This is a genomic window from Azospirillum fermentarium, from assembly GCF_025961205.1.
GTDB classification, from domain to species: domain Bacteria; phylum Pseudomonadota; class Alphaproteobacteria; order Azospirillales; family Azospirillaceae; genus Azospirillum; species Azospirillum fermentarium.
The window spans coordinates 1,406,766-1,428,859 of record NZ_JAOQNH010000001.1 but is presented as its reverse complement, the minus strand read 5'-3'; the positions used below and the strand labels follow the sequence as shown (position 1 = coordinate 1,428,859).

The 22,094-nt window shown below is 68.6% G+C and carries 20 protein-coding genes and 1 pseudogene; 8 read left to right on the top strand and 13 right to left on the bottom strand.

All coding sequences use genetic code 11. From position 1 onward, the window contains the following. Positions 1-22: 22 nt before the first annotated feature. Complete coding sequence (locus tag M2352_RS06900) at positions 23-1,183, bottom strand: BMP family ABC transporter substrate-binding protein (RefSeq protein ID WP_264663755.1); 1,161 nt, start codon at positions 1,181-1,183, stop codon at positions 23-25. A gap of 187 nt (positions 1,184-1,370) precedes the next feature. On the opposite strand from M2352_RS06900, the gene M2352_RS06895 reads away from it, so the two are divergent. The 4 genes and pseudogenes from M2352_RS06895 (at position 1,371) to M2352_RS06880 (ending at position 4,236) form a co-directional block, all read left to right on the top strand. Then, positions 1,371-2,624, top strand: coding sequence for an O-antigen ligase family protein (locus M2352_RS06895; RefSeq protein WP_264663754.1), 1,254 nt, complete (start codon positions 1,371-1,373; stop codon positions 2,622-2,624). Continuing rightward, the gene (locus tag M2352_RS06890) at positions 2,621-3,550 is read left to right on the top strand and encodes a glycosyltransferase family 9 protein (protein ID WP_264663753.1); all 930 of its coding nucleotides are present in this window, start codon (positions 2,621-2,623) and stop codon (positions 3,548-3,550) included. Before M2352_RS06895 ends, M2352_RS06890 begins: the two co-directional genes overlap by 4 nt. 118 nt (positions 3,551-3,668) lie before the next feature. Further along, positions 3,669-3,908 (top strand): annotated as a pseudogene (locus M2352_RS06885) (toxin-antitoxin system TumE family protein); the annotation flags it as partial. Beyond that, positions 3,889-4,236: an HVO_A0114 family putative DNA-binding protein gene (locus tag M2352_RS06880; protein WP_264663751.1), complete on the top strand. Its 348-nt coding sequence runs from the start codon at positions 3,889-3,891 to the stop codon at positions 4,234-4,236. The pseudogene M2352_RS06885 and the gene M2352_RS06880, both read left to right, overlap by 20 nt. A 6-nt stretch (positions 4,237-4,242) precedes the next feature. Here the strand turns inward: M2352_RS06880 and M2352_RS06875 are convergent, their stop codons facing one another. The 4 genes from M2352_RS06875 to M2352_RS06860 form a co-directional block, all read right to left on the bottom strand. Beyond that, a complete protein-coding gene (locus tag M2352_RS06875) occupies positions 4,243-5,793 on the bottom strand; it encodes a DHA2 family efflux MFS transporter permease subunit (protein ID WP_264663750.1) in 1,551 nt (516 codons plus the stop codon). 12 nt (positions 5,794-5,805) lie between these two features. After that, positions 5,806-6,924: an HlyD family secretion protein gene (locus tag M2352_RS06870; protein ID WP_264663749.1), complete on the bottom strand. Its 1,119-nt coding sequence runs from the start codon at positions 6,922-6,924 to the stop codon at positions 5,806-5,808. A gap of 26 nt (positions 6,925-6,950) precedes the next feature. Then, on the bottom strand, positions 6,951-7,412 hold the full coding sequence (locus tag M2352_RS06865) for a MarR family winged helix-turn-helix transcriptional regulator (RefSeq protein WP_264663748.1): 462 nt from the start codon (positions 7,410-7,412) through the stop codon (positions 6,951-6,953). A gap of 129 nt (positions 7,413-7,541) precedes the next feature. Continuing rightward, positions 7,542-8,540, bottom strand: coding sequence for an aldo/keto reductase (locus M2352_RS06860; protein ID WP_406567235.1), 999 nt, complete (start codon positions 8,538-8,540; stop codon positions 7,542-7,544). Positions 8,541-8,630: 90 nt separating this feature from the next. Here M2352_RS06860 and M2352_RS06855 point away from each other — a divergent pair, with 90 nt between their 5' ends. Next, the gene (locus M2352_RS06855; protein ID WP_264663747.1) at positions 8,631-9,239 is read left to right on the top strand and encodes a TetR/AcrR family transcriptional regulator; all 609 of its coding nucleotides are present in this window, start codon (positions 8,631-8,633) and stop codon (positions 9,237-9,239) included. Positions 9,240-9,313: 74 nt separating this feature from the next. Here the strand turns inward: M2352_RS06855 and minE are convergent, their stop codons facing one another. The 3 genes from minE to minC all read right to left on the bottom strand — a co-directional run bounded on the left by minE (position 9,314) and on the right by minC (position 11,341). Then, positions 9,314-9,697: a cell division topological specificity factor MinE gene (gene minE / locus M2352_RS26670; RefSeq protein WP_264663746.1), complete on the bottom strand. Its 384-nt coding sequence runs from the start codon at positions 9,695-9,697 to the stop codon at positions 9,314-9,316. Further along, positions 9,694-10,491, bottom strand: coding sequence for a septum site-determining protein MinD (gene minD, locus M2352_RS06845; RefSeq protein WP_454464562.1), 798 nt, complete (start codon positions 10,489-10,491; stop codon positions 9,694-9,696). The genes minE and minD overlap by 4 nt, the downstream gene beginning before the upstream one ends. Positions 10,492-10,594: 103 nt before the next feature. Continuing rightward, on the bottom strand, positions 10,595-11,341 hold the full coding sequence (gene minC / locus M2352_RS06840; RefSeq protein WP_264663744.1) for a septum site-determining protein MinC: 747 nt from the start codon (positions 11,339-11,341) through the stop codon (positions 10,595-10,597). Between the two features lie 507 nt (positions 11,342-11,848). Between minC and M2352_RS06835 the strand changes: the two genes are divergently transcribed. Beyond that, positions 11,849-12,619: a PhoH family protein gene (locus M2352_RS06835; protein WP_264663743.1), complete on the top strand. Its 771-nt coding sequence runs from the start codon at positions 11,849-11,851 to the stop codon at positions 12,617-12,619. 84 nt (positions 12,620-12,703) lie between these two features. On the opposite strand, the gene M2352_RS06830 is transcribed toward M2352_RS06835, so the two are convergent. The 3 genes from M2352_RS06830 to M2352_RS06820 form a co-directional block, all read right to left on the bottom strand. Further along, the gene (locus M2352_RS06830; protein ID WP_264663742.1) at positions 12,704-13,039 is read right to left on the bottom strand and encodes a hypothetical protein; all 336 of its coding nucleotides are present in this window, start codon (positions 13,037-13,039) and stop codon (positions 12,704-12,706) included. Positions 13,040-13,117: 78 nt separating this feature from the next. After that, a complete protein-coding gene (locus tag M2352_RS06825; RefSeq protein ID WP_264663741.1) occupies positions 13,118-13,576 on the bottom strand; it encodes an NfeD family protein in 459 nt (152 codons plus the stop codon). Then, a complete protein-coding gene (locus M2352_RS06820; protein WP_264663740.1) occupies positions 13,573-14,547 on the bottom strand; it encodes an SPFH domain-containing protein in 975 nt (324 codons plus the stop codon). The genes M2352_RS06825 and M2352_RS06820 overlap by 4 nt, the downstream gene beginning before the upstream one ends. A 238-nt stretch (positions 14,548-14,785) precedes the next feature. Here M2352_RS06820 and ahcY point away from each other — a divergent pair, with 238 nt between their 5' ends. Then, the gene (gene ahcY, locus M2352_RS06815) at positions 14,786-16,087 is read left to right on the top strand and encodes an adenosylhomocysteinase (RefSeq protein ID WP_264663739.1); all 1,302 of its coding nucleotides are present in this window, start codon (positions 14,786-14,788) and stop codon (positions 16,085-16,087) included. Between the two features lie 117 nt (positions 16,088-16,204). Here the strand turns inward: ahcY and M2352_RS06810 are convergent, their stop codons facing one another. Next, positions 16,205-18,658, bottom strand: a complete 2,454-nt coding sequence (locus M2352_RS06810) for a methyl-accepting chemotaxis protein (RefSeq protein ID WP_264663738.1) — start codon at positions 18,656-18,658, stop codon at positions 16,205-16,207. 191 nt (positions 18,659-18,849) lie between these two features. Here M2352_RS06810 and M2352_RS06805 point away from each other — a divergent pair, with 191 nt between their 5' ends. Continuing rightward, entirely contained in the window at positions 18,850-20,679 is a 1,830-nt protein-coding gene (locus M2352_RS06805; protein WP_264663737.1) for an ABCB family ABC transporter ATP-binding protein/permease, read from the top strand. Positions 20,680-20,733: 54 nt separating this feature from the next. Here the strand turns inward: M2352_RS06805 and M2352_RS06800 are convergent, their stop codons facing one another. After that, positions 20,734-21,948 (bottom strand): hypothetical protein, encoded by a 1,215-nt coding sequence (locus tag M2352_RS06800; RefSeq protein ID WP_264663736.1) that lies wholly within the window; start codon positions 21,946-21,948, stop codon positions 20,734-20,736. Positions 21,949-22,094 lie beyond the last annotated feature (146 nt).

Sequence of the window (22,094 nt, the reverse complement as noted above, 5' to 3'; positions counted from 1 at the left end):
GCGTCAGCGGGACAAAAAGGCGTCAGCGGGACACGTCGGTGACGCCATCCACCAGCCAGGCCATGCTGTCCAGCGCCCCGTCGCTGCTGGACAGGGTTTTGCCCCGCGGCAGCACCACCCGGCCGTTGTTGTCGGTCAGCGGGCCGCGGAACACGGCGGCGTTGCCGTTGGCAAGCTGCATGCGCGCGGCGTCGGCGTGTGCGCGGGCCTCCGCCGACACCGCGGGGCCATAGGGGGAGTTGCGCACCAGCCCGGCGGCGAAACCGCCGCGCACCGACGCCGGCCAGCCCCCGCCCCGGCGCACCGCCGCCGCCGTTTCGGCGTAGAAGGTTCCCCACTCCCATTCCGCCCCGGTCAGGAACCCCTGAGGGGCTGCGAAGGACAGGTTGGTGTGCAGGCCGCAGCACAGCACCCCGTTGGCCTCCGCCACCGCGCACACCGGGCGCAGGCTGTCGAGATAGCCGGCCAGCACCTCGGCACCATGGCTGTGGACCAGGGCCTGGGCGGCCTCCGCCACCTGTTCAGGCGTGGCACCGTCGCCCACCACGGCCAGCCGGACGGTGGCGGTGGGATCGGCCCGCCGCACACCCAGCGCAAAGGCGTTGATGGACCGCAGCGCCCGCGGCGTGCGGGCGGCGGCGACGAAGCCGATGGAACGCCCGCGCATCCCCGGCCTCTTCCCCGCATAGCCGGCGACGAGGCCGCTGATGTGCTGCGCCTCGTTCAGCAACCCTTCATAGGTGATGACGTTGGACGGCAGGCGCATGCCCTCCATCCCGTCGCCATAGATCAGGAACACGGTGCGGGGGTGGGCGGTGGCCTGGGACAGCAATTCCGACACGGCCCCGCCGCCGCGGGTGGCGACGATCAGGCCGCAATCGCCCCGCCCCGCCAGCCCGGCCAGGGCGGCATCACGCCCGCCGGGATCGTATTCCACCTCGTCCAGGGTCACGCCGGGCAGGGCCGCCATGTGGCGGGCGGCGTCGGCGTGGGCCTGGTTGTAGCCGAAATCGGCCCGCGGCCCCTTGTAGAGGATCCCCACGGTGAACGGCGCCCCGGAATCCACCCCCGCGGCCCGGCCCGGCGGCATGCTCCCGGCCAGAACCAGCCCGGCCCCCGCACCGGCAGCAGCCAGGAACCCGCGGCGGGACAGCATGGGACGGAGGGTGAACGGGTCTGTCATGGCCTCCTCGCTCAGGGGTCTCAGGACTATACGCGAGCCCTACCGGATAACCAGCGTGAATCACAACAGGGAAAAATGGCACCGGAATGCCGCCCGGCGGCCCCTTCCTGCGCCTTTGCAGCGCAGGTTCCCCGTGCTAGAAGGGCGGCACCCGCCGATCCGGCGGATGTTTCCCGGTTTCGTGACGATGACCGACCCTGTGGCCGCCGATCCGGCCCCCTCTTTCCGCCGTTTTTCCGCCGATACCGTTCTGGCCGCCCTGGCGGTGTTTCTGGCCGCCGTTCTGGGCCTGTGCGCCGGGCTGGTGCCGCGGGGCTTGCCCGTGTGGATCAATCTGGCGACCCTGACGGCGCTGGCCGCGCTGGTGCGCTGGCGTGCGATGCCGCTGCCGTCCCCCGGCGGACGGGCCGGGGCGGCGGTGGCCGCCGGCTTTCTGGGGCTGGCGGCGGCCAGCCTGCCATGGACGCCCGCGGGCCGTGCACCGGCCACGCTGGGGGAGCTGGCCTACATCGCCGCGGCGGCCCTGATCGCCGGGGCGGCGGTGCGCGCCCTGGTTCCCGCCACGGCGGAACGGCTGGGGCTGGCGGTGGCCGCCGGGATGACGGTGGGCATCGTGCTGTTCGGGGTGGAGACCAACGCCGATTTCCCCCTCTACCACCTGTTCCACGGCGGCAAGGCCGACCCGCGGACCGAGGCGTTCAACGTGCCCAAGCGGGCGGCGGCGGCGCTGGCGGTGCTGGTGTGGCCCGTGGCCCTGATGCTGTACCACCGCTGGGGCGCGCGGGCGGCGGCGGCGGTGCTGGTGCTGATGGCCGCAGTCAGCCTGGGCCAGTCCAGCCGGTCGGCGCTGGCCGGGCTGGCGGCGGGCGGGCTGGTGCTGCTGGCGGTGCGGCGCTGGCCGGCGGCGGCCGTGCGGGAGGGGTTGATGGCGGTGACGGTGGCGGCCTTTGCCGGCGCCGTTCCCGCCGCCCTGGTGGCCGAGCGGGTGGCCCATCTGTCGGACGCCGGATGGCTGTTCCAGTCCGCCCGCCACCGGGTGGAGATCTGGGACCGTGCGGCCACCAAGATCCTGGAATCCCCCTGGCTGGGCCTGGGGCTGGATTCGTCCCGCGCCGTGCCGGCGGGCGGCGTCACGTCCAAGTTCGAACCCATGGACAACACCCTGCTGCCGCTGCACCCTCACAACGCCTTCCTTCAGGTGTGGTTCGAGCTGGGGGCGGCGGGGGCGGTGCTGGCCACGGCGCTGCTGCTGCTGGTGCTGCGGGCCGTCGGGCGGCTGGCCGCCGGCGACCAGCCTCTGGCCCTGGCCCTCTACGCCGCCGGCCTCACCCTGTCCAGCATGGCCTATGGGCTGTGGCAGGCGTGGTGGATGGCGGCACTGATGGCGGCGGCTCTGCTGACCGCGCTGGCGGTGCGCAGCCCGTGGAGGCGGCCGTCATGAGCACCCGGTCCATTCTGGTGATCAAGCTGGGGGCGCTGGGGGATTTCTTCTTCGCCCAGCCAGCGTTCGAGGCCATCCGCCGCCGCCACGCCGGCGACCGGCTGGTGCTGCTGACCATCCCATCCCTGGCCGATCTGGCCCAGCGCAGCGGGCGGTTCGACGCGGTGTGGACCGACCCGCGCGGACGCTCCCCCGCCGCCTATTGGGCGGTGCGGCGGATGATCCGCGGCGGCGGCTTCGCCCGCGTCTATGATCTTCAGACGCAAAAGCGCACCAACCGCTATTTCTATTCCCTGTTCCCCGGCCCCTGGCCCGAATGGTCGGGCACGGCGTGGGGCTGCTCCCACCCCGACCGGACGCCGGACCGCCGCGCCCTGCCCGGCCCCGAGCGCTATGCGCGGCAACTGGCGCAGGCCGGGATCACGGTGGAGCCGTGGCCCGACCTGTCGTGGCTGGACGCCGACATCGGGCGTTTCGCCCTGCCCCCCGGCCCCTTCGCCCTGCTGATCCCCGGCAGTTCGCCCGACCGCACCGACAAGCGCTGGCCGGTGGACCGCTATGCGGCCCTGGCCGAACGGCTGGCCGGACGCGGCATGACCCCGGTGGTGCTGGGCGGCCCGAACGAAACGCCTCTGGCCGCCCGCATCCGCACGCTCTGTCCCCAGACGGTGGACCTGACCGGCAAGACCGATCTGGCCGCCATCGCCGGGCTGGCCCGCCGGGCGGCGTGCGCGGTGGGCAACGACACCGGCCCCACCCATCTGGTGGGCGCGGTGGGCACGCCGTCGCTGGTGCTGCTGTCCGACGCCTTCCCCATCTTCCAGTCGGTGGGCCGCCACGCCGCCCCCCTCTATCACCCCACCTTCGACACCATGGACGTGGATGAGGTGCTGGCGGCGGTGACCCTGCGGATGGCGGCGGTGTGAGGGGGAAACAACATTCGTTGTGTATTGACAACAACAAATGTTGTAGACACCCTATAAACTATGAAGGCCCGCCCGCTCCTTGACCGCCGCATCGTCCTGACGCCAAAGGTCTTTAGCAGAATTGGTCCTATGGGAAGTGCCGGTGGCCCTCGTCGGCAGCGCCCATGTCTACAAATACCGCATGGCCCTGGTAACCAAAGGCGTCTGTGTCCTGCGCTACGACAACGAGGCCGGCAAGGGCGATCACGTCCATCGTGGTGCGGAAGAGTTCCCCTACCACTTTCAGGGGATCGACCGTCTGGTGGCCGATTTCGAAACCGACGTGCGGAGGTGGCTCGATGAGCACGGTGACTCTTGAGGTCGCGGGATTGGCCGAGGGGTTGGCCGCGTTCCGCGATGCCTGGAACAACCACCGGCCCGAGGACGGCGCCCGCATCAGCTTCGCCTCGCCCGGCCTGCTGTGGCAACTGTTCACCGCCCCGCGGTGGGACGTGCTGCGGGCCATGGCCGGGCAAGGGCCGCTGCCCCTCGACAGTATCGCCCGCCGCGTGGGGCGTGACACCGAAAGCGTCCGCACCGATGTGGAGGCTTTGGCCGATGCCGGGCTTCTGCGCCGGGGGCCGGACGGAACGGCGGAATTTCCCTATGACGCCGTTCACGTGGATTTCATGCTGCGGGCGGCATAGGCCGGATCACTCCATCGCCGCGGCGTCTGCCGGCGGAGCGGCGGCCTTGGGCGGGCGGCGGACCAGCAGCAGCAGGGGCATCATCGCCAGGGCGATGAACATCATCAGCTTGAAATCGTTCAGATAGGCGATCATCGCCGCCTGCTGCGTCACCACGCCGTTCAGCATGGCCATGGCCTCCAGCCCCGCCTGCGCCGGGGCGGCGCCCAGCGCCATCTCCACCGCCGGGTTGAAGGGGGTGACGTGGGCGGCCAGTTCGGCGTGGTTCACCTGGGTGTATTGCGACAGCAGGGTGGACACCAGCGAGATGCCGATGCTGGACCCGATGTTGCGCATCAGGCTGAACAGGCTGGCGGCGTCGGTGCGCAACTGCGGCGCCAGCGTGCCGAAGGTCACGGTGCTGAGCGGCACGAACACCAGACCCAGGCCCAGGCCCTGCACCACCCCGCTCCACACGATCGGCCAGCGGTCCATGGTCAGGGAAAAGCCGGTCATCCACCACAGCGATCCGGCGGTCAGGCTCAGGCCCGACAGGATCAGCAGGCGCGGGTCGATGTGGCGCACCAGCCGCCCCACCAGGATCATGGACACCATGGTCCCCACCCCGCGCGGGGCCAGCAGCAGCCCCGTGGTCACCGTGGGATAGCCCAGCAGATGCTGGAGCAGCGGCGGCAGCAGCGCCATGGTGGCCAGCAGGATGATGCCGACCATGAAGATCAGCCCCAGCCCGGTCAGCAGGTTGCGGTCGCGCAGCATGGCCGGGTCGATGAACGGCACCTTGCCCACCGCAGTGGCCGTGGCGGTGTGGACCGCGAACACCCAGAACCCGCACAGCGCCAGCGCCGTTTCAATCAGGATCTCCGTGGACCCGAACCAGTCCAGCAACTCGCCCCGGTCCAGCATCATCTGCAATGCCCCGATGCCCACCGCCAGCGCCACGAAGCCGAAGGCGTCGAAGCGCCGGACCCGCCTGTCGGATTCCGGCAGGAACAGCAGGATCCCCAGGAACGCCAGGATGCCCACCGGCAGGTTGATGTAGAAGCACCAGCGCCAATCCAGCGTGTCGGTCAGCCACCCGCCCAGCGTGGGACCGGCGATGGGGCCGACCATGATGCCCGCCCCCCACATGGCCATGGCCGACCCGTGCCGCTCCTTGGGGTTGATGTCCAGCAGCACCGATTGCGACAGCGGCACCAGGGCGGCACCGAACACCCCCTGCACCAGCCGGAACGCCACCATTTCCACCAGACTGCCGGCCAGACCGCACAGCATGGACGCGATGGTGAAGCCCGCCACGGCGATCAGGAACAGCCGCCGCCGCCCCAGCCGGTCGGCGGCCCAGCCGGTCAGCGGCGTGGCGATGGCCGCCGCCACGATGTAGGAGGTCAGAACCCAGGTGATGCTGTCCTGCGCCGCCCCCAGCGATCCCTGCATGTTGGGCAGGGCCACGTTGGCGATGGTGGTGTCCAGCACCTGCATCACCGTCGCCAGCATGATGGAGACGGTGACCGGGCCGGGATGGGCCACGTGCAGGGTCGGCGCGGAATGGGCGCTCATGTCGGATGATCCTCAGTTCACCGGTGCTGCGGTGGCGGACCCGATCCCGGCCCAGGCCAGCGCGCCCTTCATCGGCCCCGGCAGGTCGCGGACATAGCCGGTGTCGATCTCCACCGCCGCACTCAGGCCGGTGCGCAAGGGGGCGTCCCCGTCCGTCTTCCGTTCCAGGCGCAGGCGCACGGGCACCCGCTGCACCACCTTCACCCAGTTGCCGGTGGCGTTTTCCGCCGGCAGCAGCGAGAAGGACGCGCCCGTCCCCGCCCCGATGCTGTCCACCACCGCAGTGAAGCGGCGGCCGGGATAGGCGTCCAGTTCCACCGTCGCGGTCTGGCCGGTGTGCATGTGGGTCAGGTCGGTTTCCTTGACGTTGGCCTCCACCCACGTCCGCCCGGTTTCCACCAGACTGACGGTGGGGATGCCGGTGCCCACGTACTGCCCCACCAGCAGCCGCCCGGTCTGGCTGACGATGCCGTCGTCAGGCGCGGTGACCACCGTGTGGTTCAGGTCGCGCAGGGCGGTGTCGCGCCGCGCGATGGCCTCGCGCACCGCCGGGTGATCGTCGGTGGCGATGTTGGTGTCGCCGCCCAGGGCGGCGCGGGCGCTTTCCATGGACTGGCGGGCCGATTGCAGCTTCTGCTGCGCGTCCTGCAGGTCATGGCGGGCCTGATCGTAGCGCGACAGGGCGGCCACGCCGCTGGACAGCAGTTTCTGCTGCCGGTCGAATTCCCGCTGCTGATAGGCCACGGTCTCCTCCGCCCCCTTGGCGTCGGCGGCGGCCTGGCCGAAGGCGGCGCGGTATTGTTCCACCTGCAGCCGGGCGGCGGACAGCGCCGCCTCGGCCTGTTGCAGGGCCAGGCGGTAGGGTTCGCCGTCGATGCGGAACAGCACATCGCCCCGGACGACGTGCTGGTTTTCCGCCACCGCCACGGCGGTCACCCGCCCGGCGACGTCGGCGCTGACCGTCACCTTGTCCTGCTGCACATAGGCGTTGTCGGTGGCGACATAGCGGCTGCCGTAGATCCAGGCGTAGCCGCCGGCCAGCAGCACCGCCAGCGGCACCGCCCCCATCAGCAGCCGGCGGCGCCAGGGGCGGCGGCGGACGGGCTGGGGAGCGGACGGGGTATCGGACATGGAAGGGATTCCTGATCGAAGGGGGGTCAGTCTTCGGTGCCGTCGGCATCGGTCCCGCGGCGGCGGGACAGGTTGTTGCGGACATGGGCCAGCGTCTCAATGAGGCGGCGGGCCTCGTCGGGCTCCAGCCCCTCCAGGGCTTCGGCATAGATGCCCTCGGCCAGCGCCCGCATGGTGCCGATCATGGCCAGGGACTTCTCGGTCATGAACAGGCGGCGGGCGCGGCGGTCGTCGGGGTCGGGGCGGCGTTCGATCCACCCCGCCTCCTCCATCCGGTCGGCCAGACGGCACAGCGAGATCGGCTCGATGTCCATCCGCTCGGCCAGCCCGGCCTGATTGATGCCTTCGTTGCGGAAAAGCTGTTTCAGCAATTGCCACTGGGCACGGGTCAGCCCGAACTCCCGCGCCCGCTGGTCGAACCGGCGGTTCAGGAGGCGGGTGGATTCGTTCAGCAGAACACCCAGGCTGTCGGGTACGTGGGATGTCATGACGCACTTATCATAAGCAGGCTTATCATAGAGGAAGAATTAGTAAGCCTGCTTATGGAGTCAAGCGCGAACCATCCGCCCAAGCCATGCGGGAACGGCGGTGCAGTCCCCCGCCGCCCCCATCCCCCGTCAGGCGTTCAGCCCCTTCATCCCCTCCGCCGGGTAGCGGTCGCCGGCGGCGGCCCCGCGCGGCAGGGCGGCGGACAGGGCCGCCACCTCATCGGCACCGAGGGACACCGAGGCACCCCCCACGTTCTCTTCCAGGTAGGCGATCCGCTTGGTGCCGGGGATGGGCAGGATGTCCGGCCCCTGGGCCAGCAGCCACGCCAGCGCCACTTGCCCCGGCGTGCAGCCCTTGGCCGCGGCCAGCCGCTTCACCGCCTCCACCAGCGCCAGATTGGCGTCGAGGTTGCCGTCCTGGAAACGCGGCGACAGACGGCGGAAATCGTTTTCGGCCAGTTGCCCGGCGCTGGTCACGGTGCCGGTCAGCATGCCGCGGCCCAACGGGGCATAGGCGACGAGGCTGACGCCCAGTTCCCTGCAGGCGGGCAGCACATGGTCTTCCACATCGCGGGTCCACAGGGAATATTCGCTCTGCACCGCGGCGATGGGGTGGACGGCGTGGGCGCGCCGCAGCGTGGCCGCCGACACCTCGCACAGGCCCAGCGCCCGGACCTTGCCCTCCCGCACCAGATCGGCCATGGCGCCGACGGTATCCTCCACCGGCACGTCGCGGTTCAGCCGGTGGGCGTAGTAGAGGTCTATGGTGTCCACCCCCAGCCGGGCCAGCGACTCCTCGCACGCCCGGCGGACATAGGCCGGGCTGGTGTCCAGGCTGCGGGCGTAGTCGCCGGGCTTGCGGACGATGCCGAATTTGGTGGCCACCACCACGCCGTCGCGCCGCCCGGCCAGGAACCGCGCCAGCAGCCGCTCGTTGTGGCCCGATCCGTACATGTCCGCGGTGTCGAAATGGGTGACGCCCAAGTCGAGCGCCCGTGCCAGCACCGCCAGCGACTGTTCGTCGTCGGTGGGGCCATAGAACTCCGACATGCCCATGCAGCCGAGGCCGATCGCCGAGACGGCCAGCCCGCCCCCCAGCGCCCGCCGTTCCAGAGTGTGTGAAGTCATCGCCCGCCCTTTCCATCCCTGTGTGCCCGCGGTACGCTGGGCCGCGCCAACAAATACACTACACTGTGCAGTGTACTTATGGGAGGGGAGATGTCAATCGGGTCCGGTTCCCGGCGCGGGGACGCCAAGCGCCGCTCGGTGGTGGAAGCGGCGGCCCGCGCCTTTCTGACCGACGGTTACGGGGCGGTGTCCATGGACGCCATCGCCGCCGCGGCACAGGCGTCCAAGCGCACCGTCTACAACCACTTCCCCAGCAAACGGGAACTGTTCGCCGCCGTCGTGGCCCAGTTGTACGAGGGGATGAACGGCCCCGGCCACGACCGGCTACCACCGGACCAGCCCCCGGAAACCGTGCTGCCCGACTTCGCGCGCACGCTGCTGTCCCATCTGCGGCGGCCGGAGGTGACCGGCCTGCTGCGTCTGGTCATCGCCGAGCACCGGCGTTTCCCGGAACTGGCGCTGGTGCTTCTGAACGAGGGCAAGGGGCCGGCGGTGGCGCCGCTGCAGGGCTATCTCGCCGGGCTGAACGAGCGCGGCGTGCTGCGCATCCCCGATCAGGCGGCAGCGGCGGGGCTGTTTCTCGGCGGGATCAAGGAGGCGCTGTTCTGGCCCATGCTGCTGGGCTTGCCCGTAAGCGACGACGGGCCGGTGATCGCGGCGGCGGTGAAGACCTTCCTGCGCGCACACCGGGCGGACTAACCGTCTCCCCGGCCCCTCTTCCCGGCGGGGAAGAGGGGCGGCATCGGCGGGGAGGGGGACGCGGGAAGCGCGGATCAGCTCCGCTTCTTCAGGCCACCGTTGACCAGGGCGCTGGCCTTTTCCGGGTCCACGTCCTTGCGGGGCGTGGCCGCCGGGCGGGACACTGACGCCTTCAGCACGCTGGGCTTGGCGTCCTTGGACCCGCTCTCGGGGATCGGCAGCTCGATGTTGACTTCCAGGGTGGAACAGTCGCCGCCGCGGTCCAGCTTCACCTCGACCTTGTTCTGGTCGATGTCGATGTACTTGGCGATGACGCTCAACAGTTCCTGCTGGAGCACGGGCAGATAGTCCGGCCCGGTCCGCCCGACACGCTCATGCGCCATGACGATCTGCAGCCGTTCCTTGGCCTGCACCGCCGAGGGCTTGGGCGTGGAGCGGAAGAAGCTGAAGATGCTCATGCGGACCTCCGCAGGAGACGGCTGAACAGGCCCTTCTTCTCCACCTTGGTGAAGCGGTGCTCGATCTCTTCGCCCAGGAAGCGGCCCACCGCATCGCCATAAGCCTGACCGGCGTTGGACTGGGCGTCCAGGATCACCGGCATGCCGATGTTGGAGGCGCGCAGCACCGCCTGGCTTTCCGGGATCACGCCCAACAGGTCGATGGCCAGGATTTCCAGCACGTCGTCCACCTTCAGCATCTCGCCGCGCTCCACCCGTTCCGGGTCGTAGCGGGTGAGCAGGAGCTGCTGGGTCACCGGGTCCTCGCCCCGTTCGGCGCGGCGCGACTTGGAATTCAGCACGCCCAGGATGCGGTCGCTGTCGCGCACCGACGACACCTCGGGGTTGGTGACGATGATGGCGTGGTCGGCGAAATACAGCGCCATCAGCGCGCCCCGCTCGATGCCCGCCGGGCTGTCACAGACGACGTAGTCGAATTCCTTCTTCAGCTCGTCCAGGACACGCTCCACCCCCTCCTTGGTCAGCGCATCCTTGTCGCGCGTCTGGGAGGTGGGGAGGATGAACAGGTTATCGACCCGCTTGTCCTTGATCAGCGCCTGATGCAGCTTGGCTTCGCCGTTGATCACGTTGATGAAGTCGAACACCACCCGGCGTTCGCACCCCATCACCAGATCCAGGTTGCGCAGGCCCACGTCGAAGTCGATCACGACCGTCTTGAAGCCGCGAGAGGCAAGCCCGGTGGCGAAGGCGGCACTGGAGGTGGTCTTCCCCACGCCGCCTTTCCCGGATGTCATGACGATGATGGTGCCCAACGAAGCCTCTCCTACGATGGCGCGGGCCGGAACGGGGCCGCGGTGTTAGCCGATGATGATGGATGGTTCGGGATAGTGTTTGGTATCAGAGCGGATCGACGTGAAGGAAGCCGTCTTTAAGCCGCACCTGCACCGGTTTCTTCGTCCACGACGTGTCGAAATCCTCGCTGACCCGGTACAGGCCGGCGATGGACACCACCTCCGCCTCCAGGCTCTGGCAGAAGATGCGGGCCGACGCCTCGCCCGAGATGCCGGCCAGCGCCCGGCCGCGGAGCGCGCCATAGACGTGGATGTTGCCGTCGGCCAGGATCTCCGCCCCGTGGGAGACGGAGGCGGTGACGATCAGATCGCACTTTTCCGCATAGACCTGCTGGCCCGAGCGCACCGGGTCCGACACCACCAGGGCGGGGCGATAGACGGGTTCGGGCGGGGCCGGCGGCGCGATCAGCGCGCTGTTCAGCGGCACGTTGGGGCGGGCGTTGCCGATGGGGGCGGCGCGCCCGGTGGGCATGGGCACCAGCCCCAGGGCCGACGCCGCGTCCTGCACCGCGCGGGGGCCGCCGACAAAGCCGATGGGGCGCAGGTGATGCTCGCGCACTGCCGTGACGAAGGCGCCCACGTCCAGATCGGCCATGGCCTCCGGCAGGTCGTCGAAATCCAGCACCACGGGCGCGTGGCGGAAGAAGTTGGGCGCCTGCCGCACCTTGCCGCCCAACTGCGAGAAGAAGCTGGGGGAGGCAGGGTTGAACACCTTCAGCACCATCATGGTGAAGGAGTTGCCCCGCAACTGAAACGGCGCGTCGCGTTCCGCGGCGTGATTGGCGTTGCTCACCGCCCTTGATCCTTATCTGCTTCCGGTCTCGACACCGGCGTGTGCGGCACCGGCTGAGGGGCGCCCGGCCCACGTTCTAGCGAGCCGCCGCGCCCGACTTCAAGCCCCACGATCAGCCCCTGTGCCGGCGGTGGTCCGCCACCGGGGCCCCCGCCTCGTCCGGCGGTGGAAAGAGTAATCGAATCACCCCGAAGCGGTAAAGGGATTCCCCCGCCCGGCCCTGGCCTGTGGGAGGGGATGTGAATATTTCGTGTTAGCCGCAGAAGACACTGACATGCGGTGCAGCATTGCCTATTCTCTGGGTAACCGCTGCTCCAACGGCGCGAGGCCCGGCGTGATCCGACCGCCCCCGATGCAACCGCCCCTTCCCGCACCCCCGCCGGTGTTCCGGCAGGGCACGCACCGGCGCCGCCTCCCCCGCCCGCCCTCCTCGCCGTTCCGGCCTGGGGGGTTTTTTGTGCCCGGCGGCCCCCTCTTCCGTCCCTTTCCACCGCACTGGAGATGACGATGGCACCTCCCCCCGATGGTCACGGCACCGGTTACGGCACCTGGCACCCCCTGGACGGCGACGGGTGCGGCAAGAGCCGGCGCGGCGCCGGCAGGTCAAGGGCCCCCGCCGGGTTCGGGCCGGCGGACGACGCCCGCGACCAGAGCTATCTGAAGACGGTCAAGCCCCGCACCGCCAACCAGGAAGCGCTGATGGCGGCCATCGACGCCCACCCGCTGACCATCGCCGTCGGCCCGGCGGGCACCGGCAAGACCTATCTGGCGGTGACCAAGGCGGTGGAGGCGCTGACCGCCGGCCGCGTCGGGCGCGTGGTCATCACCCGCCCGGTGGTGGAGGCGGGGGAAAGCCTGGGCTTCCTGCCCGGTGACATCAACGACAAGATGGACCCGTGGATGCGCCCCATCTACGACGCCCTGGCCGACCGGGTGGGGGCGCGGCAGGTGCGCCAGATGGTCAAGGACGGCACGGTGGAGGTGGCACCGCTGGCCTATATGCGCGGACGCACCCTGTCGCGCAGCTTCGTCGTGGTGGACGAGGCGCAGAACATGACCTATCCCCAGATCAAGATGCTGCTGACCCGGCTGGGCTGGCATTCCACCATGGTGGTGACCGGCGACCCGGACCAGACCGACCTGCTGCCCGAACTCTCCGGCCTGACCGAAGCCGCCCGCCGGCTGGAAGCGCTGGACGGCGTGGCCGTCGTCCACCTGACCACCGCCGACATCGTGCGCCACCCGCTGGTGGCGGCCATGATGCCGCTGCTGGCGTAACGGGCCGATTGAGAAAAGGGCGCCGTCCCCCATGGGTGCGGCGCCCTGCCCGTCCGGGCCGTCATCGAAACAAGAGGAGAGGCGTCATTCCGCCGCCGGAGGAACCGCGGCGATGCGCATGGGGATCAGGGCGTTGATGGTCTGACGCTGTTCGTCCAGCCGCGCGTCGATCACCATCAGCCGCTCGCTCTGGCGTTGAAGCTGGGCTTCGATCGCCGTCAGCCGGTCACCATGCTGCTGGAGCATTTTCCCGTGATGCTGGAGCATTGCGCCATGCTGCTGGAGCATCTCTCCATGCTGCTGGAGCATCTCGCCGTGGCGAAGCTGGGTTTCTTCGAGCCGCCGGATATCATCCTTGGTGGCCAGCGTATCGATCTTGGTCACCAACTGGCCCAGAATCGTCTTCAGTTCAGCGTCCATGGGGCGGCACTCCATCCATCCGCATCCAAGATCGCCCCGCGGGCCGGACCTGTCAAGATGGTTACCTATGCGTGCTGATTATTCCGCCCGCTCGACCTTCAGCACAACCCCGTCGGCGCCGACCACCCGTACGCGGGTGCCGGCGGGCAGATCCTCCACCCCTTCGGCGGTCCATTGGGTGTCGCCCACCTGCACCCGGCCCCGGCCGTTGACCAGCGGCGTGGCCAGGGAATGAATGGTGCCCACGTACTGGGTGGCCCGCCGGTTCAGCGTGGGGTGAGGCTCCGCCCCCTCCCCCCGCCCGAACACCCGGCGGCCCAGGAAGACGAAGGCGATGGACAGGCCGGCGAACAGCAGCAACTGCCCCTGCCACGTCAATTCCGGGACCAGCCACAGGACGGTGCCCACCACGGCGGCGGCGGCCCCCAGCCAGATCAGCACCGCCCCCGGTGCCACCATCTCCAGCCCGGCCAGGGCGGCGGCCAGCACCAGCCAGTACCAGAATTCCACCACCAGCCCGCCCGTGCCTCCGGTCATCGCGCTCCCCCCGGCGGCGGGGTCCACGGGCCGGCCTTGCGCGCCGGCGTACCGTCGGCGAAGGCCTCGCGGGCGATTTCCGCCACGCCGCCGATGGCGCCGATCACCCCGGCGGCTTCCAGCGGCAGGAACAGCACCTTCTGATTGGGGGCGGAGGCCAGTTGGGTCAGCGATTCCACATAGCGCTGGGCGACGAAGTAGTTGATGGCCTGCACCCCGCCGTTCTGGATCGCCTCCGACACCAGCCGGGTGGCTTCGGCTTCCGCCGCCGCTTCGCGTTCGCGGGCCTCGGCATCGCGGAAGGCGGCTTCGCGCCGGCCCTCGGCCTGGAGGATCGCCGCCTGCTTCTCGCCCTCGGCGCGCAGGATGGCCGCCTGACGCAGCCCCTCGGCCTCCAGGATGGCGGCGCGGCGGTCGCGTTCGGCCTTCATCTGCCGGGCCATGCTGTCCACCAGATCCCGCGGCGGCTGGATGTCGCGGATCTCGATGCGGGTGACCTTCACACCCCACGGCGTCGTCGCCTCGTCCACCACGGTCAGAAGCTGCACGTTGATCTTGTCGCGCTGGGACAGCAACTCGTCCAGATCCATCGACCCCATGACCGTGCGCACGTTGGTCATGGTCAGGTTCAGGATCGCCTGCTGGAGGTTCTGCACCTCGTACGAGGCGCGGGCGGCGTCCACCACCTGATAGAAGACCACGCCGTCCACGGTGACCATGGCGTTGTCCTTGGTGATGACCTCCTGCGACGGCACGTCCAGCACGGTTTCCATCATGTTCTGGCGGGCGCCGATGCTGTCGATGACGGGGATCACCAGATGCAGCCCCGGCGGCAGGGTGTGGGTGTAGCGCCCGAACCGTTCCACCGTCCATTCCTGGCCCTGGGGCACCGTCTTCACCCCCTTGACCACCAGCACCACCGCGAACAGCAGCAACGCAATGGCGAAAACCGAAAAGGCGCTGAGATCCATCGTCGTACGGCTCCCTGTTCCGACCGTTGACCAGAGTGGCACGGCAACAATCCACGATCCACTGCCATCCCACGGCACGTGGCGTCACCAAACTTTAAGACATAAAGATATCTTTATGCTTGCAAGGAATGCCGCGGGTTGGTACATCAGGGACCGTGCCGCGGTGACCCGCGGGGTGGCGCCGTGCCCGCCCCCCCCGGCCCGCGCCATCCATTTCCGTTCGTCAGGAGCATCGTTCATGTCCGCCACCGCCTTCACGGACTACAAGGTCGCCGACATCAGCCTCGCCGGCTGGGGCCGCAAGGAAATCACCATCGCCGAGACCGAAATGCCGGGCCTGATGGCGCTGCGCGCGGAATACGGCGATGCCAAGCCGCTGGCCGGCGCCCGCATCGTCGGCTGCCTGCACATGACCATCCAGACGGCGGTTCTGATCGAAACGCTGACGGCGCTGGGTGCGACCGTGCGCTGGTCCTCGTGCAACATCTTCTCGACCCAGGACCACGCCGCCTCGGCCATTGCCGCGGCCGGCATCCCGGTCTTCGCCTGGAAGGGCGAGACCGAGGAGGAGTTCTGGTGGTGCATCGAGCAGACCCTGCGCGGCCCCGACGGCTGGACCCCCAACATGATCCTGGACGACGGCGGCGACGTCACCCAGATCATGCACGACAAGTATCCCGAGATGCTCAAGGACGTGCGCGGCCTGTCGGAGGAGACCACCACCGGCGTGCACCGTCTGTACGAGATGATGAAGGCCGGCAAGCTGCTGGTCCCCGCCATCAACGTCAACGACAGCGTCACCAAGTCGAAGTTCGACAACCTGTACGGCTGCCGTGAATCGCTGGTGGACGGCATCAAGCGCGCCACCGACGTGATGGTGGCCGGCAAGGTGGCGGTGGTCTGCGGCTACGGCGACGTGGGCAAGGGCTCGGCGGCCAGCCTGCGCAGCCAGGGTGCCCGCGTCATGGTCACCGAAATCGACCCCATCAACGCGCTCCAGGCCGCGATGGAAGGCTATCAGGTCGCCACCATGGACGAGGCCGCCGCGCTCGGCGACATCTTCGTCACCGCCACCGGCAACGTGGACGTGATCACGCTGGACCACATGCGCGCCATGAAGGACCGCGCCATCGTCTGCAACATCGGCCACTTCGACAGCGAGATCCAGATCGACTCGCTGAAGAATCTGGTGTGGGAAGAGGTGAAGCCGCAGGTGGACGAGGTGGTGTTCCCCGACGGCAAGCGCCTGATCGTGCTGGCCAAGGGCCGTCTGGTCAACCTGGGCTGCGCCACCGGCCACCCCAGCTTCGTGATGAGCGCGTCCTTCACCAACCAGGTGCTGGCCCAGATCGAGCTGTGGACCAACCACACCGCTTATGAAAACAAGGTCTATGTGCTGCCCAAGCACCTGGACGAAAAGGTCGCCCGCCTGCACCTGGAGAAGATCGGCGTGAAGCTGACCCAGCTCTCCGACAAGCAGGCCGCCTATATCGGCGTGCCGGTCGCCGGCCCGTACAAGCCCGACCACTACCGCTATTGATCGGATGCCGCCGCCCCGTCCCTGGCATCAGGGACGGGGAACGGCTCCGCACTCACAGAAAAAAACCCCTCTCCCTGCCGGGACGAGGGGTTTTTCTTTGGTTCCGGAACCCTTGGCTCAGAACTCCTTCCAGTCGTCGTCGTCGTCGGCATGGCGCAGGGTCGCGGCGGGGGCCGCCGCGGTCGTGCTGCTGACCAGCTTGGGCTTGGACACCGGATGAGCCGCCGGTTTCGCCGCGGGCTTGGCCGCCGCCGGGCGCCGGGCCGGAGCCGCCGCGGGGACGGCGTGGGCGGTGCGCACCGGGGCCGAAACCACCGGCACGGCTGCCGCCCCCGACAGCTTGAAGAAGCCGATCAGGGCCTTCAGGTCGCCGGCCTGCCCCGCCATGGCCTGGGCGGCGGCGGTGGTTTCCTCCACCAGGGCCGCGTTCTTCTGGGTCATCTCGTCCATCTGGGCGACGGCGGAGTTGATCTCGTCCAGGGCCGACGCCTGCTCGGTGGACGCCGACGCCATTTCGGCGATCAGGGAAGCCACCTCGTGCACGCCACTGACGATGCCCTCCAGCGCCGCCCCGGCCTTCTGCACCAGTTCCACGCCGCCACGGACCTGGGAATCGCTGTCCATGATCAGGGACTTGATTTCCTTGGACGCCTGGGCCGAGCGCTGGGCGAGGTTGCGCACCTCCTGCGCCACCACGGCGAAGCCGCGGCCCGCATCGCCGGCCCGCGCCGCCTCCACCGCGGCGTTGAGCGCCAGCAGGTTGGTCTGGAACGCGATTTCGTCGATCACGCCGATGATGTCGGTGATCTTGCGGCTGGAATCCTCGATCCGCCGCATGGCCTCCACCGCGGCACCGGCCACCTGCCCGCCGGATTCGGCAGCCGAACGGGCATCCGCCGCCATGCGGTTGGCGCGCTGGGCGTTGTCGGCGTTGGAGCGCACGGTGGCGCCCAGCTCTTCCATGCTGGCCGCGGTCTCCTCCAGCGAGGAGGCCTGCTGCTCGGTGCGCTCGGCGAGGTCGGAGGAGCCCATGGACACCTCCGACGACGCGGACGCGATGGTGTCGGCGGACTGGGTGATCTGCCCGACGATCTGGGCCAGCTTTTCGGAGGTGGCGTTGAAATCGGTCTTCAACGCCTGGAACGCCCCCTGGTAGTCCTTGGTCAGGCGGATGTTCAGGTCACCTTCGGACAGCGCCCCCAGAACCTGGGCCAGATCGCGGATCACCGACTGCACGGTGTCGGTCAGGCGGTTGATGCCCTCCGACATGGTGCGGTAGAAGCCGTCCTTGCCGGCCAGATCGATGCGGCGGCTGAGGTCGCCCTTGGACACCGAATCGATCAGGGCGGCGATTTCCTGGCCGATGGCCTGTTCGCGGGCGCGTTGCGCCTCGTCCTCGCGGCGCTCCTGTTCGATGCGGGCGCGCTCGGCCTCGTCCATCCGCTGCTTTTCGATGGCGTTGTCCTTGAACACCTGCACGGCCTTGGCCATGGACCCGATCTCGTCCTGATTGTCCAGGGCGGGAATCACGACGTCCAGCTTCCCGCCGGCCAGATCGGTCATGGTGCCGGTCATGTCGGTCACGGGCCGCACGATCGACCGCGCCACCAGCCACGCCAGCAGCAGCCCCAGCACCAGGGCGGCGGCGGCGATGACCAGCGACTGGATACGGTTGTCGTCCATCTCGGTGCGCACGTTGCCCAGGATCTGCCCCAGGGCGGCGTGCTGCATGCCGACGGTCTTTTCCGCCAGATCGGCGAAATCCTCGCCCGCTTTCGCCATGGCGCCGTTGGTCAGGCCGTTGACGGCCATCACCGCGTCCGCCGCCGTGCCGAACAGGGTGACGAAGCGGGTGGCCAGTTCCTGCACCTCCTGCGCCTGACGGTGGCGTTCGGGGTTGTGGAGGCGGCTGACCAGCGCCGGCATGGCGGTCTTCAGCTTTTCCCCGCGCTCCCGCACCTCGTCAATCGCCTTTTGCGAGGGGGAGACGAGGAAGCGCGTGACGCTGAGCCGCACCTGCATCAGCGCCTCCTGGGCCTGCCCGGCCAGGGCCGCGGCCTCGTAATCGCCGTCGGCCATGGCGGTGGCGATGATGCGGCTCATATCCTCGCGCGCACGGGTGCCCAGGGGGGTCAGTTCCTGATCCACCACCGCATCGCGGCGCTTGCGCAGGTCCTGCACCTTGACGAAGTTGGCGCGGTATTCCTCGAACAGCCGCAGCATCTGTTCCAGATTGGCGCGGCGGGTGGGGTCGAGGGTAACGCGGATCGCCTCCTTCAGCGCCGGCTCCAGCTCCCCCTGGCTCGCGACCACGGCGTCCGCCGCCTTGGAGTCGCCGGTGTAGGAGTAGCTGACGACGCTGCGGCGCATGGCCGCCACATGGGCGGTGATTCCGTTGATGCGGATGGAGTTGTCCGCAATGGACGCATAACGGTCGAACCCGCCCTCCGCCGACGTCTGCGCCTGGTAACCCAGGGCGACCACGGCCCCAAGCAGGGCCAGAATCAGCAGAAAGCCTGTGTAAATACGGGTTGCGACCTTGAACCGGCCGGAAAAACTGGCGCTTTGCATCACGCGCGTCCCGTTATAATGGCAAACAAAAAGCTCAGGTTGCGGCCCTGAACCGGGAGGGGCCGAACGTTTTGACATATTAGAGGAGAATTGTTTCCAACCTGTTTACGATACCGCCGCCCTTCCATGACCGGTCCGGGAGATCTAGGTTAGTTGCCGGACCCGCCCCCTTGTGTGACGATACCCCGCCCATGCGCCGCCTGAACTCCTCCACGCCGCAACTGAGCTTTTCCCAGGACATGGGGGTTCTGCACACGCTCGTGCCCTATTTATGGCCGCGCGATTCCCGTGAAATGCGCGTGCGGGTGGTGGTGGCCATGCTGTGCCTGCTGGGGTCCAAGGCCGCCACCGTCACCGTGCCGCTGCTGTTCAAGCACGCCATCGATTCGCTGACCAACGTTCCCCAGGGGGCCGGGTGGGCCGCGGTGCCGGTGGGGATGATCCTGGCCTATGGCACCGCGCGCATCCTCCAGCTTGCGTTCGGGGAGGCGCGGGACGCCATCTTCGCCAAGGTCGGCCAGCGGGCGATCCGCCGGGTGGCGCTGGCGGTGTTCCGCCATCTGCACGCCCTGTCGCTGCGGTTCCACCTGGAACGGCAGACGGGCGGGCTGTCGCGCACGCTGGAGCGCGGCACGCGGGCCATCGAGACGCTGCTGCGCTACATGCTGTTTTCCATCGCGCCGACGCTGGTGGAAATCGCGCTGGTGGTGGTGATCCTGTGGCGGCTGTTCGACGTGTGGTTCGCGCTGGCGACCTTCGTCACCGTGGCGGGGTACATCACCTATACCTTCACGGTGTCGGAATGGCGCACCCGCTTCCGCCGCCGCATGAACGAGCAGGACAGCCGCGCCAACACCAAGGCCATCGACAGCCTGCTGAACTACGAGACCGTCAAGTACTTCGGCAACGAGGAGCACGAGGCCCGCCGCTACGACGAGGCGCTGGCGGCCTATGAGCAGGCGGCGGTGAAGAGCCAGACCAGCCTGTCGGTGCTGAACGTGGGGCAGGCGGCGATCATCGCCGTCGGGCTGACGGTGGTGATGATCCTGGCCGCCCGCGGCATCACCGCCGGGCGCATGACCATCGGCGATTTCGTGCTGGTGAACACCTATCTGATCCAGCTCTACCAGCCGCTCAACTTCTTCGGTTTCGTCTACCGCGAGATGAAGCAGGCGCTGGCCGACATCGAGGGGCTGTTCCGCCTGCTGCGCGAGGACCGGGAGGTGGACGACGCCCCCGGCGCGCGTCCGCTGGCCCTGGGCGGCGGCGCCATCCGGTTCGAGGACGTGTCCTTCGGCTACGATCCCCGCCGCCCGATCCTGAAGGGGGTGGATTTCACCGTGGCCGCCGGCCACACGGTGGCCATCGTCGGCCCGTCGGGGGCGGGCAAATCCACCATCGGGCGGCTGCTGTTCCGCTTCTACGACGCCACCGGCGGCCGCATCCTGGTGGACGGGCAGGACATCCGCACGGTGACCCAGGCCAGCGTGCGCGCCGCCGTCGCCATCGTTCCCCAGGACACGGTGCTGTTCAACGACACCATTTATTACAACATCGCCTATGGCCGCCCCGCCGCCACCCGGGCGGAGGTGGAGCAGGCCGCCCGGCTGGCTCACATCCACCATTTCGTCACCACCCTGCCCGACGGCTACCAGACCATGGTGGGCGAACGGGGGCTGAAGCTGTCGGGCGGCGAGAAGCAGCGGGTGGCCATCGCGCGCGCCATCCTGAAGAACCCCGCCATCCTGCTGTTCGACGAGGCGACCAGCGCGCTCGACACCCACACCGAGCGCGAGATCCAGGCCAACCTGCGCGAGGTCAGCCGCGGGCGCACCACCCTGGTCATCGCCCACCGCCTGTCCACGGTGGTGGAGGCCGACGACATCCTGGTGATGGACGGCGGCCGGGTGATCGAGCGGGGCCGCCACGCCGACCTGCTGGCCCACGGCGGCGCCTATGCCGCCCTGTGGTCCCGCCAGCAGGCGGGCGGCGACGCGGAAGAGGCGGTGGCGGCGGACTGACCGCCACGGCACCGCCGGTTTCCCCCGCGGGCCGGCGGGTCAGGCCGTGGGGCTTCAGGTCTTGGGGATCGGGTTGGTCTTCAGCCCCTCCCAATTGGCGAACAGGGCGTCGATGCCGTCATCGCCGGCCAGCCCGCAGGACAGGTCGTAGTAGATGTCGGTCTTGGCCTGAGTCATCCGGCCGTCGCTGTAGACGACCCACTCCACCACGTTGTTCGTTTCATAGATCGTCTGCCCGGTTTCGTTGTCAACGATCTTGCCGCTGAGGAAGACGGTGTCGTGGGTGTATGGGTTGGTGAAGGTGGACACCTTCTTCTCAAGCCGGGCCTGCCGGGCGGTGATGATCGCCGTCCAGGTGTCCCGCGCCATGGCGAGGTAATCCGCCGTCTGCCGGGACACGGACGTGGCGTAGGAGGATTTCCGCGGCTCCGGCGCGCTGGGATCGACCAGCGCCTGTTCCTGCAGCAGCGACAGGTGCATCGACGCCCCCAGAAGGAAGACCGACAGACCCGGCTTACGGTAATTACTGGTTTGCAGGGTATAGGTCACATTATAATAGAATTCATCCACATAAGGGCGGACCATCTGGAAAAGTTCACTCTTCGGCGCCCCGCTTTTCTTGCGCACCGAATATGTGTTGCACATGAACCCTTTGGTGCCGTTGATCTTTCCATTGATGATATCGATCTGGTTGGCGACGATTTCCTGATGCACCATTTTGGCAATCTTCTGGTACATCTCGTCGAAATAGCTCTGTATGCTGCGCGACGGGAACAGCGCGTCGATGATCATCCCGCCGACCGCCCCGCCCAGCTTGCCCGCCAGCCCCTTTGCCAGCGCCCCGGCCAGGGTTCCCACCGTGATCGAATCGCCGCCCTCCAGCCGCGGTTCCCCCGCCTCCCGCCCCGCGCCGGCGTTCAGGATCGCGGCGGCGGTTTCGGCATCCTCCACCCCCAGCATTTGGGCAAACGGGGCCGCCGGCACGGTACGGGTGCTGCCGTCCAGCATGGTCACGGCCAGCGTGTCCCCCTGTGCCGCCCAGGACATGGGAATGGCGGCCAGCGCCGCCGTCACCTGTTCCGCCCGCTCCTCCGCCGTGCCGCCGCCGATGGGCCGGCCGGACAGGGCCGTCAGGACCGCCGGGTCCACGGAAACCGCATCACCATCGGCGGTGACGGCGGAAAGTCCATCCTCACGCACCTGAAACGAAACAATCGACGCCCCCTGCACCACCAAAGGGTTGGAAAGGGAAATCACTTTTTCCGACATTGCAGCCTTCTCCGCGGTGTGTGATCGCAAGGAAAATGAAGACAACGAACGCCCGCCCAAAAAACCTTGCAACAGGCCTTGGTTTCTTCGATTATTCTTGCAGCCGATAGCCGTATCTAAGTTTTTACTGTCATACGAGTCACATA

Excerpts from the sequence above, each read along its gene's own strand:
- minD (WP_454464562.1), bottom strand. The coding sequence starts at position 10,491 with ATGACATCCGGGAAAGGCGGCGTGGGGAAGACCACCTCCAGTGCCGCC.
- M2352_RS06895 (WP_264663754.1), top strand. The coding sequence starts at position 1,371 with ATGACCGACCCTGTGGCCGCCGATCCGGCCCCCTCTTTCCGCCGTTTT.
- M2352_RS06800 (WP_264663736.1), bottom strand. The coding sequence starts at position 21,948 with ATGTCGGAAAAAGTGATTTCCCTTTCCAACCCTTTGGTGGTGCAGGGG.
- M2352_RS06865 (WP_264663748.1), bottom strand. The coding sequence starts at position 7,412 with ATGACATCCCACGTACCCGACAGCCTGGGTGTTCTGCTGAACGAATCC.
- ahcY (WP_264663739.1), top strand. The coding sequence starts at position 14,786 with ATGTCCGCCACCGCCTTCACGGACTACAAGGTCGCCGACATCAGCCTC.
- M2352_RS06810 (WP_264663738.1), bottom strand. The coding sequence starts at position 18,658 with ATGCAAAGCGCCAGTTTTTCCGGCCGGTTCAAGGTCGCAACCCGTATT.
- M2352_RS06830 (WP_264663742.1), bottom strand. The coding sequence starts at position 13,039 with ATGGACGCTGAACTGAAGACGATTCTGGGCCAGTTGGTGACCAAGATC.
- M2352_RS06900 (WP_264663755.1), bottom strand. The coding sequence starts at position 1,183 with ATGACAGACCCGTTCACCCTCCGTCCCATGCTGTCCCGCCGCGGGTTC.
- M2352_RS06855 (WP_264663747.1), top strand. The coding sequence starts at position 8,631 with ATGTCAATCGGGTCCGGTTCCCGGCGCGGGGACGCCAAGCGCCGCTCG.
- M2352_RS06860 (WP_406567235.1), bottom strand. The coding sequence starts at position 8,540 with ATGACTTCACACACTCTGGAACGGCGGGCGCTGGGGGGCGGGCTGGCC.
- M2352_RS06820 (WP_264663740.1), bottom strand. The coding sequence starts at position 14,547 with ATGGATCTCAGCGCCTTTTCGGTTTTCGCCATTGCGTTGCTGCTGTTC.
- M2352_RS06880 (WP_264663751.1), top strand. The coding sequence starts at position 3,889 with ATGAGCACGGTGACTCTTGAGGTCGCGGGATTGGCCGAGGGGTTGGCC.
- minE (WP_264663746.1), bottom strand. The coding sequence starts at position 9,697 with ATGAGCATCTTCAGCTTCTTCCGCTCCACGCCCAAGCCCTCGGCGGTG.
- M2352_RS06875 (WP_264663750.1), bottom strand. The coding sequence starts at position 5,793 with ATGAGCGCCCATTCCGCGCCGACCCTGCACGTGGCCCATCCCGGCCCG.
- M2352_RS06805 (WP_264663737.1), top strand. The coding sequence starts at position 18,850 with ATGCGCCGCCTGAACTCCTCCACGCCGCAACTGAGCTTTTCCCAGGAC.
- M2352_RS06825 (WP_264663741.1), bottom strand. The coding sequence starts at position 13,576 with ATGACCGGAGGCACGGGCGGGCTGGTGGTGGAATTCTGGTACTGGCTG.
- M2352_RS06835 (WP_264663743.1), top strand. The coding sequence starts at position 11,849 with ATGGCACCTCCCCCCGATGGTCACGGCACCGGTTACGGCACCTGGCAC.
- M2352_RS06890 (WP_264663753.1), top strand. The coding sequence starts at position 2,621 with ATGAGCACCCGGTCCATTCTGGTGATCAAGCTGGGGGCGCTGGGGGAT.
- M2352_RS06870 (WP_264663749.1), bottom strand. The coding sequence starts at position 6,924 with ATGTCCGATACCCCGTCCGCTCCCCAGCCCGTCCGCCGCCGCCCCTGG.